Below are 17,019 nucleotides of genomic sequence, written 5' to 3'. Positions count from 1 at the left end.
GATTTTCACAGAAAAAAGGTGTCCCTCAAGCATCAAAAATCTACTTTTGGGACGCCCCTAATTCCATATTTATAGCAGTACTCATCAGGGCAATACGGCATAACAAATTATTCGTTGGAAATAATAACCTTTAATGCTCGATCCCGTGCGGCGTTTCCGAAAACATCATAAGCTTTAAGGATATCATCAAAGGAAAAACGGTGAGTAATTAATTGCTCCGGTTTCAATTTTCCTGATTTTACAGTCTTTAATAGCATGGGTGTTGAACTTGTACTCACTAAACCTGTAGTTAACGTAATGTTGCGAATCCACAGCTTATCAATATGGAGTTCAACGCTCTTTCCATGAACCCCAATGTTTGCAATGTGACCGCCTGCTTTTACGATTTCTTGGCAAAGCAAGAATGTTGGTGGAATTCCAACAGCTTCCATTACAACATCTGCGCCCTTATTGTCTGTAAGCGCCATCACTTTTTCTACTGCTTTGCCGTCCGAAGAGTTTACCAATTGTGTCGCTCCAAATTTCTTGGCAATATCAAGACGGTTGTCGTCTAAATCGATCATGATGATTTCGGCTGGAGAATAGAATTGGGCTGTCAATAGCGACGCTAAGCCTACAGGACCTGCCCCTACGATTGCGACTGTATCACCAGGCTTGACCTGTCCCGCAAGAACACCGATTTCAAATCCAGTAGGCAATATATCGCTCAGCATAACAAGTGCTTCTTCGTCCACACCCTCTGGGATATGATACAGACTGTTATCAGCATGGGGGATGCGAACATATTCGGCCTGAGTGCCATCAATTAAGTGACCCAGAATCCAACCGCCGTCTTCACAATGAGCGTACAAAGATTTTTTGCAATTTTCACATTTTCCGCAGGAGGCAATGCAGGAGATGAGTACTCGGTCTCCAACCTTAAAATTGTTGACTGCTGACCCAACTTCTTCAACGATTCCGACACCCTCATGGCCCAACGTACGTCCTACTGTAACAGCAGGAACATCTCCAGTAAGGATGTGTAAATCAGTTCCTCAAATGGTTGTTTTTGTAATTTTTACAATGACATCGGTTGGCTTTTCAAGCGAAGGTTTTGGTTTTTCAACTATTTCTTTACTTTTCACTCCATTGAATACAAGCGCTTTCATTAAAAGTCTCCTCCTGACAAGTAGGTTGTGTATAATAAATGATTGATGCGTTATATAATAGCACTGAATATAAGGCAAGGCAATGTACGATTAATTCCAGTGATTCTCATGAGCAGAAGTCGAACACATGAGACCTGTGCTCGATTTTATAGCTTTAATAGAATATTTATTATTTGTACAACAGAATGTTTAGCCTTAGACTCATTTCATTGCTTTTTCTTTGTTTTTCTATCTATGGTTATGTATAATTCTAATCGTATCATTCATTAAATAATGAGTTTTTATGGAGGTTATTATGGCACAAGAACTGAAAAATCATGCATCTTCTTCAGCGGACTTAAAATCCGCTCCGAAGAAGGAGAAAGACTACAGTAAATACTTTATCGGAACGGCACCAAGCCTGAAAGAGGCGAAAAAAAGAACAAGCAACGGGATCGAATACCAGGAATTTACCGGCATTCCGGAGGAGCTTAAGGAACTGGGCAAAGGTCGTACCTTCCTTATCCGTACGTACGGTTGTCAGGCCAATGAACATGATACGGAAACCATTACCGGTCTTCTCCAGGCGATGAGCTTTACTCCGACAGAAGACGAAAAGCAGGCGGACGTAATTTTGTTCAACACATGCGCCATTCGCGAGAACGCCGAAGACAAAGTTTTTGGCGAGCTGGGCCGCTTGAAGCACTTGAAAAAAGAAAAGCCTGAGCTCATTCTGGGGGTATGCGGCTGTATGTCCCAGGAAGAAGCGGTCGTAAACCGTATTCTGAAGAGCTTTCAGCACGTCGATTTAATCTTTGGTACGCACAATATTCATCGTTTGCCTGTATTAATGCGCGATGCGTTTTTCAATAAAGAAATGGTTGTGGAAGTCTGGTCCAAAGAAGGCGATGTAGTCGAGAATATGCCAAAAGTGCGCAAAGAGGGACTGCGCGCATGGGTCAACATCATGTACGGCTGTGATAAGTTCTGTACGTACTGTATCGTTCCGTATACACGCGGTAAAGAGCGCAGCCGTCGTCCTGAGGACGTTATCGCCGAAGTACGCGACTTGGCGCGCCAGGGCTACAAGGAAATCTACCTGCTCGGCCAAAACGTCAACGCGTACGGCAAAGACTTTACGGATATTGAATACGGCTTCGGCGATTTGATGGCTGAAGTGCAGAAAATTGATGTGCCGCGCATTCGTTTTACAACCAGCCACCCGCGTGATTTTGATGACCATTTAATCGAAGTGCTCGCGAAGAAAGGTAACCTGGTGGAGCACATTCATCTGCCGGTCCAATCCGGAAACAGCGAAGTTCTTAAGAAAATGGCGCGCAAGTATACGCGGGAACAATATCTTGAGCTGGTCCGCAAAATTAAAGAGGCCATCCCCGATGTAGTGCTGACGACAGATATTATCGTCGGTTTCCCGGGTGAGACGGAGGAGCAGTTCCAGGATACGCTGTCGCTCGTAGAAGAAGTGGGCTTTGATTCTGCCTATACCTTCATTTACTCTCCACGCCACGGCACACCGGCTGCCGGCATGGAAGACAATGTGAGTGAAGCGGAGAAAAAAGATCGTCTGCAGCGTCTTATTGACCTCGTAAATCGTCTTAGCCGTGAGAAGAACGAAGCGCTGCGCGGACAGGTGCTTGAGGTGCTGGTCGAAGGTCCGAGTAAAAACAATCCAGAAATGATGACCGGCCGTACCCGTACGAACAAAATTGTACATTTTAGAGGAACGGAAGACTGTATCGGCCAGCTGATTCATGTTAAAATAACAGAGCCGCAAACATGGACATTATACGGTGAAGTGGCAAACAAAGTAGAGGTGTAATACGGATGGAAGAGAAAAAGGAACGTACAGTGGATTATTCGCCTATTATAGATCAGGCGAAAGAATTGGCTGCGCTGATTGCAGGTTCGGAGGAAGTGGAGCGCTTTAAGCAGGCTGAAGAGAAGATTAGCGGCAATGGACGGGTGCAAGGGCTAATCGCTAAGATTAAACAGAAACAAAAGCAGATTGTCAAGCTTGAGCACAACCGCCGCTATGATGAGATTCCCGCTCTTGAGCGGGAAATCGACGCGCTGCAGGATGAGCTGGATTCGATTCCGATTGTGCTCGAATTCAAACAAACGCAGCAGGATATTAACGAACTGCTGCAGATGGTGACCAGCGTTATCGCCAATAAAGTATCAGAAAGCATTATTGTCTCGACGGGCGGCGATCCGCTGTACAATGAGACGGGATACGCGAAAGCGAAACCGGAAGGTATGGGTGGCTGCGGTTGCTGAGTCGGGAATAAAGAAAGAAAAGGATAGTGATCAAGAAAGATACCGGTACTCAATGCCGGTATCTTTTTTTGAATTAAAAATAGACAACGCACCTTAAGACAGCAGAAGTTTTTTACCGGATTTCGCCATCCGCTCTGTCCTGCTTTTCCAAGCACCCCGGGCGCTTGCCCTGCATATTTATGGATTATCAGTCACAGTGCTGATCAGGGCGGCACAGGCGGACGCGGCACCGAAAGCAGACTTTTGTGTTGCACCCGTGATGATTGCCCTGCATACACATGTAGGGAAACGTTGCATGGAGGAGGTAACAACATGTCGAGTACGAATAAAGAGAAGCAGTGCCGGGAAATCGTCACCAAAGCTGTCTGCGGCCGGGGGCGTAAGTTTTCCGAAGCCACTCATACCGTTACCCCATCCCACAAAGCGGTCACTATCTTAGGTGCCTGGGTTATCAATCACACATACCGGGCCGACAAGATAGGCGAAACGGTCGAGGTGAGCGGAGCATACGAAATTAACCTCTGGTATTCCTACAACAACAACACAGAGACTACGGTGTTGAAGGAAACTGCGAAGTTTGTGGAAGTCGTTCCTCTGTCTTATTATGACCATAACTTGCGTGGGGAAGTGGAAGTAACGGCGCGTGTGACACAGGAGCCAAACTGCGTGGAGGCGAAGGTGAAGCCAGGCGGTGGAGTCGTGGTTACGGTCGAGCGCGAATATGCGGTAGAAATTGTCGGGGAAACGAAGTTGTGTGTCTGGGTTTGCGACTCTTGCGATGACGGCGAAAAAGATGACACTTTCACCGACGATTTTGAGGAACTGGACGATTTCGCTGATCTTGATCCTGACACATTCCTCGACTAACACGCATATGGGCTTATAACCGTGGGAGGGAGCATCCTCCCTTTTTCTTTTTAAAGTATTTTACGGGAAAGGAAGCGGGGCTATGACTTGTTTTCTGCTGTATGGCCAGGCCGATACACCTGACCCCTCTCTGCTTAAGTATTGGAAGGGAAATGCAGGAGGAAATCTGATTGGAGAACCGCCATTCATACTGCAGTGGGGAGATGCCGGACTCTCCGCTTGCGACCGGCGTACAGTGGTGTTAAATGGAAAAGAGGCGATTGCCAACGCGTTAGATCCAGCTGCGACGGAAAAAATGCTTGCAGATATTGGCATTTCGTATGCAGAGAAAGGGAAGCCGGCCATGGCTACTATTCGGCGTTACATAGCCATTGTTTTTCAGCAGAATATCATTAGTTTATATCGTTCTTCCGAGCCTCGCCTCTGGCTGCACACCCGTATTCGCGAGGGGGAGAATGACTATGAGGAGATTGCATCCGATCAAAAAACGAAGGAAATCCGCCGCTTGCGGCAGTATGCGGTACGCAGTGTATATGCGCTGGGATTGGATTTTGCGGCCGTCTATTTCGGCGTCGGTCTAAACGGCGAAGTCTATGTGCTGGGTATCGCTCCGACATTTCGCATGACGGATACGCTGGCCCGGAAATTTGTTTTTCATGTCGCCCAATTCTGTAGGCGCTATAACATGCGGAAACAATCGATTATGCTGGGGGCGGATTTGGAGTTTGTGCTGCGTAATTCGGCCGGTAAGCTGATACTTGCATCGAGCTGTTTTCCTAAGGAGGGGATTGTAGGGTGCGACCGTGCGACCCTGAGGGGCGATACGACGAAGACGCACCTGCCGCTTGGGGAACTGCGTCCAGAGCCTGCGGAAGACGCAAAAGAGTTGTTTCGTAACTTGTATCGCGCTATGATGGTAGGTATCCGAAAAATCGGCTCCTCTCATATTGAATGGGTAGTGGGCGGCATGCCGCTTACCGGGTACCCGATCGGCGGTCATATCCATTTCAGCGGCATAGCGCCGAATTCGCAGCTGCTGCGCGCGTTGGATGCGTATCTGGCGCTGTCTGTCTTTCTGATCGAAAGCCCGCGCTCGCTGGCGCGAAGGCCGCGTTACGGGCAGTTGGGCGACATGCGGCTGCAATTTCACGGGGGATTTGAATACCGGACGCTGCCGAGCTGGCTCGCATCGCCAAAGGTGGCTCGCGGTGTAATAGCGCTAAGCCACCTGATTGCCGAATCGTATCAGAATTTGCGCGCATTGCCGCTGCTTAGTTCCCGAATGCATCACGCCTTCTATCAAGGAAACCGTGATGCGTTTGCGCCGCTGATGTCCGGACTCTGGGAAGAGCTGCGTCAAGTGGATGGATATGCCCGATATGCCTCGTATTTAGAACCATTCGCCCAGCAGGTGCTAGAGAGAGGTGAATGGGAGGAATACGTCGACATCCGTCCTGCCTGGAAGCTGCCGCCATTTCAACCGGAGACTTCTATCGACCATCGAGCGTATGAGCACAGTATGTTATAATGAGAGAGGAGAAAATGCAGGTACAGGAGAGAAGAAACATTATGAAATATACCCCCATGATCCAGCAATACCTCGCGATCAAAGCCCAGTATCGGGACGCATTTCTGTTCTTTCGGCTGGGTGATTTTTATGAACTCTTCTTTGAGGACGCGCTGACCGCGTCGCGGGAATTGGAGATTACGTTGACCGGACGCGAAGGGGGCGGTGAAGAACGCATTCCAATGTGCGGCGTCCCGTATCATTCTGTCGATACGTATATTGCCCAGCTAATCGAGAAAGGCTATAAAGTCGCTATCTGTGAACAGGTAGAAGACCCGAAACAGGCCAAAGGCGTTGTGCGCCGGGAAGTGACCCGCGTTATCACACCAGGTACGGTGATGGAAGGCAAGTTTCTGCAGGACAAAGAAAACAATTACTTGCTATCGGTATATAAACAAGAAGATGCGTTCGCACTTGCCGCGTGCGATATTTCCACCGGAGAATTCTATGTAACAGAAGTGGGTTCCGAGTCGCATCTGCTTGATGAAGTGATGCAGTATCGCCCTTCGGAAGTCGTGCTGCTTGCAGACGATGTGACAGTAGAAGAAGGGGTATCCGAGCGGTTAAAACTTTATTCTATCGCTGTTACGAAGCGCTCCGTCGAACGGCAGGAAGCGGATCAGGATCCGCATAAAGGCTTTAGGACGCTATTTGGCGATGTGAAGAGCGGACGGGAAAGTACGCATGCGATGCTGGTGGCGGCATCCGGGCTTTTGTCGTATCTCAGAGAAACGCAAAAGCGTTCGCTTGATCATCTGCACCGGGTAACGATCTATGAAGCATCGTCGTTCATGGTGCTTGATCAGTTTACGCGCCGCAACCTTGAACTGGTAGAGACCATTCGGGATAAATCAAAGAAAGGTTCACTGCTCTGGCTGCTGGATCAGACGGTCACAGCAATGGGTGGTCGCTTACTGCGCCGCTGGATCGATAAACCGCTTCTCAGCAAAGCCGAGATAGAGCGCCGGCAGGCGGCCGTTCAGGCGCTGCTGGACGGCTGGCTGGCGCGCGATGAGCTGCGCACCTGCCTGAAAGACGTATACGATCTGGAACGACTGGCCGGTCGCATCGCGTATGGTACGGCCAGTCCGCGTGATCTTGTGCAGTTGAAATCCTCTCTGAAAGCCGTGCCGGGGCTTAAACGCATACTGCGTGAGCTGGCAGTTGGCTCGGATGCACTGCGCGACGTAGCGGACCGGCTGGACCCATGCCGCGATATTGTTGAGATCATCGACAACGGCATTGTGGACGAGCCGCCAGTTGCTATGAAAGAGGGCGGATTGATTAAAGAAGGATACCATGAATATTTGGACAAGCTGCGCACCGCCAGCCGCGAGGGCAAGCAATGGATTGCCAGTCTTGAGCAGCAGGAACGCCAGGCAACAGGCATTCGTTCGCTTAAGGTCGGTTATAACAAAGTGTTCGGCTACTACATTGAAGTAACCAAAGCGAACCTGAGCGCGCTGCCGGAAGGACGCTACGAGCGTAAGCAAACGCTAGCGAACGCCGAGCGGTTTATCACGCCGGAATTAAAAGAAAAAGAAGCGCTTATCCTTGAAGCGGAAGAGAAGCGTTCCGAGCTTGAATACCAGTTGTTTGTTGAAATCCGGGAGCGGATTGCCCGGGAAGTGAAACGTCTGCAGACGTTGGCACTGCAGGTGGCGACGGTGGATGTGCTGCAGTCGCTTGCAACGGTGGCCCAGGATAACCGCTATGTAAGACCCGAGATTCTGACGGAAGGTCCGCTGGTCATTCGGGATGGCCGCCATCCGGTCGTCGAAGCGGTATTGCATGGGGAACCGTTCGTGCCGAATGATACGGAATTGGGCCTTGACCGACAAATTCTGCTGATCACCGGTCCGAATATGGCGGGGAAAAGCACCTATATGCGTCAGGTTGCGCTTATCGTGATTATGGCGCAGATGGGCAGCTTCGTACCCGCTGAGTTCGCGCAGGTGACGCCAGTGGATCGAATCTTCACCCGGATTGGAGCGGCGGATGACTTGGTGGGTGGCCAGAGTACATTCATGGTCGAAATGAAAGAAATCGAGGTTACACTTACAAACGCCGGAGAACGCAGTCTTGTTATTATCGATGAACTGGGCCGGGGCACTTCGACATCGGAAGGAATGTCCATCGCCCAAGCGGTTATTGAATATTTGCATAACGATATCGGCTGTAAGACGCTTGTATCGACCCATTATCATGAGCTGTCACACCTGGAGGCGACACTTGATCGGCTGGAGAATTTTCATATGGCGGTCAATGAAACGGAAGATAACGTGATTTTCCTGCGTAAGCTGGTCAACGGTCCGGCTGATAAAAGCTACGGCATTTACTGCGCCCAGATTGCAGGGCTGCCCCCCCGCATTATTGAGCGTGCCAACCAACTGCTGGACGAATACGAAGGCGCGGTAGCGCGGGAAGTGGCGCCAGGCGGTGAGCAGCTGCAGACGAACAAACAGAATTCCGGAGCGGAGCCGGTATGCGAGCCGATAACAATCGGTGCACCCGCAGCGGAAGAAGCCGAACAGCTCGAGCTCTTCTGGAATCCGGGGCAACCGGCCGCCGGGAAGAAGGCAGAGCGTACTGTGCCGAGCAAAGCGGAAGAAAAAGCGCTCAAAAAGCTGCGTGAAGCGGATTTGTTGAATATGACGCCCATGCAGGCGATGAACTTTTTATTTGAACTAAAAAAGCATATCTAACGGACAGGCAAGGAGGAGATGTCCGTGGCAAATATCCAGGTGATGGATGCCCAATTAGCCAACTTAATTGCGGCCGGTGAAGTAGTCGAGCGGCCGGCCTCCGTCGTCAAGGAGCTGGTGGAAAATGCAATTGACGCCGGAAGTACCCGAATTGAAGTGCATCTCGAAGAAGGGGGGCTGGCTTCGATCCGTGTTGTGGATAACGGGTGCGGTATGGTCGAAGAAGATTGCCGTCTGGCATTCGAGCGACACGCTACCAGCAAGCTGAAACGGGAACGCGATCTCGCCCACATTCGTACGTTGGGCTTTCGCGGCGAGGCGCTGCCCAGCATCGCAGCTGTCTCCCGTACAGAAGTAAAAAGCACTCCTAAAGGAGAGAAGGTTGGCACGCGTATCCGCATCGTGGGCGGTAGGGAAGATGTGTGTGAGCCGATCGCCTTTCCGCGCGGTACGGAAGTGATCGTGTCCGACTTGTTTTATAATACGCCGGCCCGCCTAAAATACATGAAAACCATTCATACGGAAGTCGGCCATGCGTCGGATGTTATGAACAGGCTGGCACTTTCGCATCCGACAATTGCGTTTTTGCTGACGCACAATCAGAAACAGCTACTGCGCACGTCAGGCGACGGCCAATTGCTGCATGTGATTGCGGCCGTATACGGCATGAATGTCGCCCGTAATATGGTCAAGATTGAAGCAGAGTCCCTCGATTTTACCATGACGGGCTACCTTGCCAGGCCGGAGATTACCCGCGCCAGCCGCTCATATATTTCTACGCTGATTAACGGCCGCTATATCCGCAATATGGGATTGACGAATGCGATTTTACGCGGCTATCATACGCTGCTGCCGATTAATCGCTATCCGATTGCGGTACTTTCGATTGATATGGACCCAACGCTCGTCGATGTCAATGTCCATCCGGCGAAGCTGGAAGTCCGTTTCAGCAAAGATCAGGAATTGTATGCTTTCGTGGAGCAGGAGGTCAAACAGGTCTGGAGTGCTCAGCGTTTAATTCCGGAGCCGGGACGAAAGCGATCGGCACAGAGCGGACCGCGCCCTAAAAGTAATGAGTACCAGGCATCCATGGATTGGACGCTCTTTGTACCGGGCAGAGAAGAGAAGAGAAGGGAAGCCGGTGTGTCTGCATCTGATTTTGAACAAGGAACGATAGGAGAAGAAGATGCGGACTCTCGTCAGGAAGAATGGAAATCTGAAGCCAGGTGGGAAGCGGAGGTAGGTTCGGGAGGGACGGAGAAGAACCGGGCGAACCAAATAAAAACAAGGCCGCACTCTCCGTTCTCTGGATTTGGCTCGGAGCGAGCGGAAGATACAGCCGCCACAGAGAGTCTATACCGGACAGAGCCGGGTTCAGACTATGTTGCGGAACGAAAGCTGAATATCGCAGATGCAGAAGATGCCCCTGCTGCTTCCTTATCCACACAGGATTCTGCATCGCAGATGAATGCCGTTCCTACAACCGAAAAACAACCTTTATCGGAGGGACAGGCACAGGATGAACCGGAAAGCGTCGAAAGGGATGCCGTCAATCTGCGTGTGCCGGAAATGTATCCTCTCGGGCAGCTGCACGGCACATACATCCTGGCACAAAACCAGGACGGCATGTTTATGATTGATCAGCATGCTGCCCAGGAACGCATCTTCTATGAGTATTTTCTTAACAAGCTGCGCGAGGAGGCTATTGAAAGCCAGGATTTGCTGATTCCGATTACGCTGGAGTTGACGGCGGCGGAAGCGGCTGCCGTAGAGGAAGGCCGTGACTGGTTCGAACAGGTAGGCGTGCATATGGAGCCGTTTGGTGCAAACAGCTATATTATTCGTTCCCATCCACGCTGGCTGCCGCGCGGCGAAGAAGAAGCGATTCTGCGCGAGATGGTAGAGATGGTGCTCACATCGAAAAAAGGCATTGACGTGGTGAAATTGCGTGAAGCAGCGGCCATTACGATGTCATGCAAAGCGGCTATCAAAGCGAACCGTTATTTGAATCATGCTGAGATGGAAGCACTCATCGAACGACTGCGCCGTACGACCAGTCCGTTCACGTGCCCGCATGGCCGGCCGATTATCATTCATTTTTCGACATATGATATCGAGAAGATGTTTAAGAGGGTTATGTAAAAATACTTGAAACATAGACAGAAGAGAAAAAGCAGAAAATCCAGTAATACCAAGGGTTTTCTGCTTTTTATCTTCTCTATTATTGCTTGAAAGGTTCAATTGCAAACATTTTGCTAACCTTTATTAGGCTAAAGTGATTGTTTGTAGTGTTTTACAGCTTGTTCAAAGCGAAGTGTAATCAAAATACACCCTTAGTGTCCAACTTCTCTGGGGGGCTAAAGAGTAATCTCAGCTATGTAAAAAGCGGCTTTCTAGTGCACCAAAGAGCCGCTTTGTTATAAGTTTCCTTATATAAGGGGACTTTGAATTAAGGTGGAGAATTCGAAATTATGGACGTGGCCATCGTTCAGTGTAGTTCTTCCTTTGGCAAAGTGTACATGCTTTCCGTTCCCAACAGGAATAGCAGGACCCGTTATTATTCTAACTTGATGAAGGTGATTAAAAAAATCGGTATTAACAGTTATCACATGTACATGGCTATTACCTCTACGGATTGCTTGACTTGTAACTCCTGCAAAACGATGGTTATGTCTGTCAGCCCCTGCTTCTGCCAACTTGGTACTACCTAAAAATTCGTGTGTATGTGTCTGTACCTGTATCTGTCTTTTTGTGTACGTTTTGCTGTTAGGTTTATTTTTTATCTGGAAACTTTTTTTATTTGTTGGCTTTTTATTCATCAAGATGCCTCCTTGAAGTAAAGTCTTATCGTATCGTATGGTTGTCTTTTCTTTTTGGTTTGGACGATTATTATTAGGAAATTGCCCTTTTTAAAGGAGGCTACGAACTGAAAAAATGGCGTGAAAATGGCATGATTTTGGCTGAAGCTTGGCGCGCCATTTTGAGATAGGGGTGGTATGATGATAATGTCAGAAGATAAGCGAAGGGACCGTTCCGGGGGAGCGGTCCTTTTTTGGTTGCATAAAAAAAGAGAGACACACGAAGTGACACGAACGTAAGGTGAAGAGGGTGTACCGTACACAAGAGCGCGGAAATTAAAGTATGAAGTCATAAAAAATCTAGCTTGGATTATCTATGATGAGCAAAAGAAAGGAATAGGTGCTCTCTTCATGAGAACGCCTTTTTTAAGTTCGATAACTTGGTTTATGTCTATTTAACAAATAAATGTAGGCTGTTACCCATTGGAACATTTATGCATATCTTATTCTGAAAGTTTATTTTAGGAGGCTTGTTCATGTCCAATGGATTTGTTGCTCGCTCGTTAGATGAGGTTCGTTTCTGGTCCCGTATTATGAAAGAACACTCGTTGTTTATTACATTGGGCCTTCGATGTGAAGATACTCAGCTTATAAATGAAGCACAACAATTTTTTCGTATCTTCGAACAAATTGAGAGCCAATCACATGCTTTTACTTTGAAAACAGATCCCCGACAGATTACACAATTTAATGCAGAGGTTTATAATGCCGTCTCTCATATTTGGGTTTATAAAAGAAAACTTCTTGGTCTTATTTTACATTGCAAGTTGCCTGGAGCTAATTTATTTCCTTTACTTATTGATCATATAAGTAGAGAAGCAAATTACTTTAGAAATAGGTTGTCAGAGTTAAATCAAGGTCAATTGGAGCCAATACCCGATGCCATTATCGATGAAAACGTATTTTTCTTGCGTATTATGGCCGATCATGCGAAATTTATTGGTCATCTTCTGGACCCGTCAGAACGAAAACTCGTAGAGCAGGCTCAGGAATTCAGTAATGATTTTGATCAATTATTATTTCAAGCAATTGATTTGGATTCTATGCGTCCACAATCACAAACGTCCCCTCTTCTTAGTCAGTTTCTTGACCAAAACAGAGTATCTGTAAAATCACTTCGTGATTTTAAAAAGACGGCTCGTGATTTAATTGAGGCATGCCGTATTAAAAGTATTATTCACCCATTACTGGCTGATCACGTATTCCGTGAAGCGGAGAGATTTTTGGAGATTATCGATATGTTTGAAAGGGCACTAACAGGAAAAAAATCTGTTAGTAAATGCTAAAAACGTCCGACAATGCCCATTTTGTAAACTAGGGTAGCCGCTCCAATCATATTCATTCGGCAGTGGAGTCTTTTTCTCTTTTTAAATACGAACGTATGTACTTCAATAAAATATCCTAGCGCAAGAGCTTTTGTGTCCAAGATATTGACTCGAATCCTGGAGATTTGTCCTTGAAATCTTAAATGAGAGGGGTTATGTATGATAAAATGTAATTTAGTTGTTTTAATAGATTACTTACCGTAAGTTTAGGTTTTTTGCACCAGAACCTTAAAGCGTGTTATCATTTTATGTAATAATTGGTAAGGGAAGGGTGAATAAGATGTCATTTGAAAGTGTAAAAGCCCACTTTAAACAGTGGAATCGTGAAAATGATGTGATGGAGTTTGAAACATTGAGTGCTACGGTTGAGCAGGCCGCTGAAACAATTGGCGTTATCCCTGCTCGAATTGCGAAGACGCTATCCTTTAGGGGAGAAGGGGACAAAGCCATCTTGATCGTAGCTGCTGGTGATGCCAAAATCGATAACAAGAAATTTCGTCACACATTTGGCTTCAAGGCACGTATGCTCACGCCTGACGAAGTGCTGGAGCAAACCGGACATGTCATAGGTGGCGTTTGCCCGTTCGGATTGAAAAACGAAATGGACGTCTATCTGGATATCTCGATGAAACGTTTTGAGACCCTTTTCCCCGCCTGCGGAAGCACAAACTCTGCCATCGAATTGACATGTGATGAATTATTTCAATATTCATTTGCTAAAGAGTGGGTAGATGTTTGTAAAGGATGGAAAGAAGCCGAGTTTAGAGAAACAGTAGCTGTAAAAAACGATGGACTTTGAACTTAACTATACAGAAGTATTAAATCAAACAACCAGTCGGATATAGCAACGACTGGTTATTTTGTGCTCAATTTCTGTACTATCTGCCCGTTCACTTCAACGGATATCCATTTAGAGGATGAGTTCACAACCACTTCTCAAGACTCCGGAGCCAGTACCATAACCGAGTGATGACAAACGGCTCATACGAAGTGATGAAGCGGCTGGCATAATGGTGCGCAGGGAAAATAAAAAAAAGGAAGCAAGAGGATATATGGTGGAGTCTTGCTTCCATGATTAGAAGGTGATAGGTGAAGAGAGCACCTGTCAGCACTTTTTAACATAAGCAAATAGTATGCCAACAAAGAAAGCAAGAAATAGCAGTATAAACGCTCCTATTTGCGCTTTCGTCATTCTTTTTTGGTTTAATATTAATTCTATTTTGGTTTAACAGTATAGTTGTGCAACGGCTTATGAACCGGGGGAGGATGAGGAGAGAAGGGAAAACGCACGAACTAAAAACAGACTCACCGTACTTTCAAGCGGTGCTGGATGGAAGAGGTTTACAATTCGGAAGAGTGACCGTGACTTTCAGGTAGGAGATAAGCTGATAGTGAAGAAGTCTATACGTGAAGTAAAAGATTCGAAGAACATTGGGAGCAGTTTGAACGAAAATAAAAATCCCCTCTGCAATGCAGAAGGGTAAAGGAGAGGAGAAAAAAGGTGAAGGTACTGTTTTGAGTATTGCCTATTCTTCTGATAAATAAACAAAAAAAACCCCTGTAGGTTACAACAGGGGGAGGATAAAGAGAGCGTGTACACTTTCTTATACGAAGTGAAAGAGACAAAGTTACAAAAAAATTTCCTATGCGGAAAGGTGTTTGTCGAACACATTCACTTTTTTGCGACGAACGGCTACTCAGAAAGTGTGCACACGAATAGAAAACTCATTATGACGTAGAGCCGATAGTATAAGAAAACTCACGGTCAGCAACCGTAGCCCCCATTTATTCAAACTCGTATCCTTGGATTAAGTGTCAATTTGACCTAACTGTTTCAATGTACTGTAGACTGCTGACTCGAACTCGATGAAGCCCAAATACGAAGCCACATCCTGGAATGGGAAGACTTGGGAAGCAAAAAATCCACCAATGCCGTTCTGGCGGTCGATCCAGTAGAACAGGTTGGCCAACCCCGCCCACATCAATTGGCCTGCTGGCCGACCTGTGGGGATAGGATCCTCATTTACCTGGAATGTATAAGCCCACGACTTTTGCACACCAGGGTAGAACTCACCGTCATTAGCCAACGATGGATCGGACGAGCTCCAGCCGCCGCTCTTCAGTGCCCCAAGCCCATTCTGAGACATTTGCGCGACCGTTTCCGGGTTGAGTACGCCTGCACCCTCATTCAGGATCATCCGAATAAACTTCATGTATTCGCCAATGCTGGCATATAAACCGTGTCCTCCCATGTCCATTTCGGGAGATTGTGGCAGCATGAGACCAGGTAGCGGCGTGATATTACCGTCCTGGGTTCGACGGTGGATGGTTGCGCGGCGTTCCATCATCGACGGAGTTAGTGTGAATCCGATGTCGTTCATGTCCAGGGGGGCAAAAATCCGCTCGGCCATCACTTCGCCTAGTCGCTTACCACATACAGCTTCGACAACCTTGCCAACCCAGTCAATGTTGACGCCATAGTTCCAGCGTTCACCTGGCTCGAATAGCAGCACACTCTTAACTGAGTCAAAGGTGCTGGTGAGTATGGAAGGTACTTCCTTTGCATCACGATATTTTCGATCCTCATGACTGAAGAACTCGTAACCAAAGCCAGCAGTGTGGAGCATCAGCATGTTGATGGTAATGTTGGTTCTGGGTTCTCTTAGTTTGGGTTGCCCGTCTGCGTCAAACCCTTCGAGAACCTTAATTTCAGAAATCTCAGGCACATACTTCCTGACCGGATCGTCAAGTCTGACTTTGCCTTCCTGGACCAGTTGCATCAATACTGTGCCGGTGATGGCCTTAGTAGTCGAGAAAAGAGCAAACACTGTGTCGGTGGTCATCGGCGTTTCCTTGCCGATCTCACGTACCCCGGCTGCACCCTCGTAGATGTTCCCTTCACGGTCAGTTATCATTGCAACCACTCCGGGTATGCCTCCAGCCCTGCCTACGGCGTTACTCAAAACTTTATCAAGAGTATCTGTGAGAGTACTCTTGATTGCTTGACTCGTCATACCTTCATCATCTCCTCTCGTAAACCTATATTTTTTGATAAATAAAGACTATTCTGAAATCTTAACTGCCTTGAAATTAACGTATCATGCTTAAGGCAGGCTTGTCAATTTTTTTAGCTCTAGGCTTTTTCTGCTGTCTTTTTTTGAAGCAGCGTACGCCACAATTCGAGTTCGGTGTATGCGGTCTGACGTCATATCATGAATATGATCCAGAAGTTCGAGAGATGTTCGGAGAAAGCAGGTAACATAGTCCATGGTATACGAATGCCAGCGATATATGGAAGAGCATATACCATAAAAATTCGGAACACTAAACCCGGATATCAGCCAGAGAGAGAAGAAAAGTAAGCAAAAAAATAGTGCCTGTAAGGCACCAAGTAGGGGGATATTCTAGGAGAGTAAAATCCGAGGTAACTACAAGGGATTTTTATAATTTTACCACATAGAAGGGGGAGCTGAACGAGAATCGTTCGACATTTTCTACAATATAGTTATATTTAATGACAGAAAAAGATATAAAACAGCACAATTCGCCCGTAGGCGGCTTTTTATTTTGCCCTGGAGGCGGGTGATAGATAAAAGAACCGGAATTCAACCAAATCCCGTTTTTAGGTGTTGTAGATTTTACATGAATAGTGAAAATTAATGTCATATAATCTTACAAATCAACTTTGAAAAACGCTGTTTTGCTATAAAATACATTTAAAAACATGAGAAATTAAATTGAGAAGGGTGGTATGAAGAGATGGCATTGTTAGGAAGAATTGTTTTTTTGCAAAAACAAAAAGATGAGTTGATCGAAAAAATAAAACGTCCTTCTACTACCCATTCTGAGACGATGGAAATTTACAAACAAATGCGTATGATTAATTTAGAAATACAAAATATTAGACGGACGGAAAATGATACTATGGACAGTCGCAGATCCAATTAGATACAATTCTAAAATTTTCCCAATAAAACCAGTCCTATTCCCTTATTATTCTGCATAGCTTGGTAGGTAACAAGTGTATAGGGGAACAGTCACGAACCTCTCGGAAATCCGAGAGGTTTTTTAACAGGTACAAATGCGGGATATTTTGGGCTCTTATTCTTTTCACTTTTCCATTCAGACCACATATTCTAAATGCAGGAAATAGACTAATACCTTGGAGGGAAGAATATGAGTGAAGATAGACAGCAGCAATGGCATCATGGACAGCAATGGCATCATGGACAGCAATGGCACCCTGGACAGCAATGGCACCCTGGACAGCAA

The 17,019-nt window shown here is 46.9% G+C and carries 11 protein-coding genes and 2 pseudogenes; 10 read left to right on the top strand and 3 right to left on the bottom strand.

All coding sequences use genetic code 11. The features are described from left to right. Window positions 1-107 precede the first annotated feature (107 nt). Window positions 108-1,148, bottom strand: a pseudogene (locus tag ADA01nite_RS13385) (zinc-dependent alcohol dehydrogenase family protein). Window positions 1,149-1,443: 295 nt separating this feature from the next. On the opposite strand from ADA01nite_RS13385, the gene miaB reads away from it, so the two are divergent. The 6 genes from miaB to mutL all read left to right on the top strand — a co-directional run bounded on the left by miaB (window position 1,444) and on the right by mutL (window position 10,706). Beyond that, on the top strand, window positions 1,444-2,967 hold the full coding sequence (gene miaB, locus ADA01nite_RS13380) for a tRNA (N6-isopentenyl adenosine(37)-C2)-methylthiotransferase MiaB (RefSeq protein ID WP_146810678.1): 1,524 nt from the start codon (window positions 1,444-1,446) through the stop codon (window positions 2,965-2,967). Window positions 2,968-2,972: 5 nt separating this feature from the next. Continuing rightward, complete coding sequence (locus tag ADA01nite_RS13375; RefSeq protein WP_146810676.1) at window positions 2,973-3,425, top strand: YlbF/YmcA family competence regulator; 453 nt, start codon at window positions 2,973-2,975, stop codon at window positions 3,423-3,425. Between the two features lie 312 nt (window positions 3,426-3,737). After that, a complete protein-coding gene (cotE, locus tag ADA01nite_RS13370) occupies window positions 3,738-4,292 on the top strand; it encodes an outer spore coat protein CotE (RefSeq protein WP_146810674.1) in 555 nt (184 codons plus the stop codon). An 82-nt stretch (window positions 4,293-4,374) separates the two neighbouring features. After that, complete coding sequence (locus ADA01nite_RS13365) at window positions 4,375-5,820, top strand: putative amidoligase domain-containing protein (protein WP_146810672.1); 1,446 nt, start codon at window positions 4,375-4,377, stop codon at window positions 5,818-5,820. A gap of 41 nt (window positions 5,821-5,861) precedes the next feature. Next, window positions 5,862-8,564 (top strand): DNA mismatch repair protein MutS, encoded by a 2,703-nt coding sequence (mutS, locus tag ADA01nite_RS13360; protein ID WP_246147338.1) that lies wholly within the window; start codon window positions 5,862-5,864, stop codon window positions 8,562-8,564. A 24-nt stretch (window positions 8,565-8,588) separates the two neighbouring features. Continuing rightward, the gene (mutL, locus tag ADA01nite_RS13355; protein ID WP_146810670.1) at window positions 8,589-10,706 is read left to right on the top strand and encodes a DNA mismatch repair endonuclease MutL; all 2,118 of its coding nucleotides are present in this window, start codon (window positions 8,589-8,591) and stop codon (window positions 10,704-10,706) included. 287 nt (window positions 10,707-10,993) lie between these two features. Here mutL and ADA01nite_RS13350 read toward each other — a convergent pair whose 3' ends face one another. Continuing rightward, window positions 10,994-11,383: a YmaF family protein gene (locus ADA01nite_RS13350; RefSeq protein WP_146810668.1), complete on the bottom strand. Its 390-nt coding sequence runs from the start codon at window positions 11,381-11,383 to the stop codon at window positions 10,994-10,996. Between the two features lie 515 nt (window positions 11,384-11,898). On the opposite strand from ADA01nite_RS13350, the gene ADA01nite_RS13345 reads away from it, so the two are divergent. From ADA01nite_RS13345 to ADA01nite_RS23080, 3 genes and pseudogenes are all read left to right on the top strand, one after another. After that, complete coding sequence (locus ADA01nite_RS13345; RefSeq protein ID WP_146810666.1) at window positions 11,899-12,708, top strand: DUF2935 domain-containing protein; 810 nt, start codon at window positions 11,899-11,901, stop codon at window positions 12,706-12,708. A 319-nt stretch (window positions 12,709-13,027) separates the two neighbouring features. Continuing rightward, the gene (locus ADA01nite_RS13340; RefSeq protein WP_146810664.1) at window positions 13,028-13,546 is read left to right on the top strand and encodes a YbaK/EbsC family protein; all 519 of its coding nucleotides are present in this window, start codon (window positions 13,028-13,030) and stop codon (window positions 13,544-13,546) included. Window positions 13,547-14,084: 538 nt separating this feature from the next. Then, window positions 14,085-14,231: pseudogene (locus ADA01nite_RS23080) on the top strand (hypothetical protein); the annotation flags it as partial. Window positions 14,232-14,555: 324 nt separating this feature from the next. Here ADA01nite_RS23080 and ADA01nite_RS13335 read toward each other — a convergent pair. Then, the gene (locus ADA01nite_RS13335) at window positions 14,556-15,761 is read right to left on the bottom strand and encodes a serine hydrolase domain-containing protein (protein ID WP_146810662.1); all 1,206 of its coding nucleotides are present in this window, start codon (window positions 15,759-15,761) and stop codon (window positions 14,556-14,558) included. Window positions 15,762-16,506: 745 nt separating this feature from the next. Here ADA01nite_RS13335 and ADA01nite_RS13330 point away from each other — a divergent pair. Further along, the gene (locus tag ADA01nite_RS13330) at window positions 16,507-16,695 is read left to right on the top strand and encodes a hypothetical protein (protein ID WP_146810660.1); all 189 of its coding nucleotides are present in this window, start codon (window positions 16,507-16,509) and stop codon (window positions 16,693-16,695) included. Window positions 16,696-17,019 lie beyond the last annotated feature (324 nt).

Source organism: Aneurinibacillus danicus (assembly GCF_007991215.1).
In the GTDB taxonomy this organism is placed as follows: domain Bacteria; phylum Bacillota; class Bacilli; order Aneurinibacillales; family Aneurinibacillaceae; genus Aneurinibacillus; species Aneurinibacillus danicus.
Note: the sequence above shows the minus strand (reverse complement) of the source record. Positions and strands in the feature narration are given on the sequence as shown.

Excerpts from the sequence above, each read along its gene's own strand:
- cotE (WP_146810674.1), top strand. The coding sequence starts at position 3,738 with ATGTCGAGTACGAATAAAGAGAAGCAGTGCCGGGAAATCGTCACCAAA.
- ADA01nite_RS13375 (WP_146810676.1), top strand. The coding sequence starts at position 2,973 with ATGGAAGAGAAAAAGGAACGTACAGTGGATTATTCGCCTATTATAGAT.
- ADA01nite_RS13330 (WP_146810660.1), top strand. The coding sequence starts at position 16,507 with ATGGCATTGTTAGGAAGAATTGTTTTTTTGCAAAAACAAAAAGATGAG.
- miaB (WP_146810678.1), top strand. The coding sequence starts at position 1,444 with ATGGCACAAGAACTGAAAAATCATGCATCTTCTTCAGCGGACTTAAAA.
- ADA01nite_RS13340 (WP_146810664.1), top strand. The coding sequence starts at position 13,028 with ATGTCATTTGAAAGTGTAAAAGCCCACTTTAAACAGTGGAATCGTGAA.
- ADA01nite_RS13365 (WP_146810672.1), top strand. The coding sequence starts at position 4,375 with ATGACTTGTTTTCTGCTGTATGGCCAGGCCGATACACCTGACCCCTCT.
- mutS (WP_246147338.1), top strand. The coding sequence starts at position 5,862 with ATGAAATATACCCCCATGATCCAGCAATACCTCGCGATCAAAGCCCAG.
- ADA01nite_RS13350 (WP_146810668.1), bottom strand. The coding sequence starts at position 11,383 with ATGAATAAAAAGCCAACAAATAAAAAAAGTTTCCAGATAAAAAATAAA.
- ADA01nite_RS13345 (WP_146810666.1), top strand. The coding sequence starts at position 11,899 with ATGTCCAATGGATTTGTTGCTCGCTCGTTAGATGAGGTTCGTTTCTGG.
- ADA01nite_RS13335 (WP_146810662.1), bottom strand. The coding sequence starts at position 15,761 with ATGACGAGTCAAGCAATCAAGAGTACTCTCACAGATACTCTTGATAAA.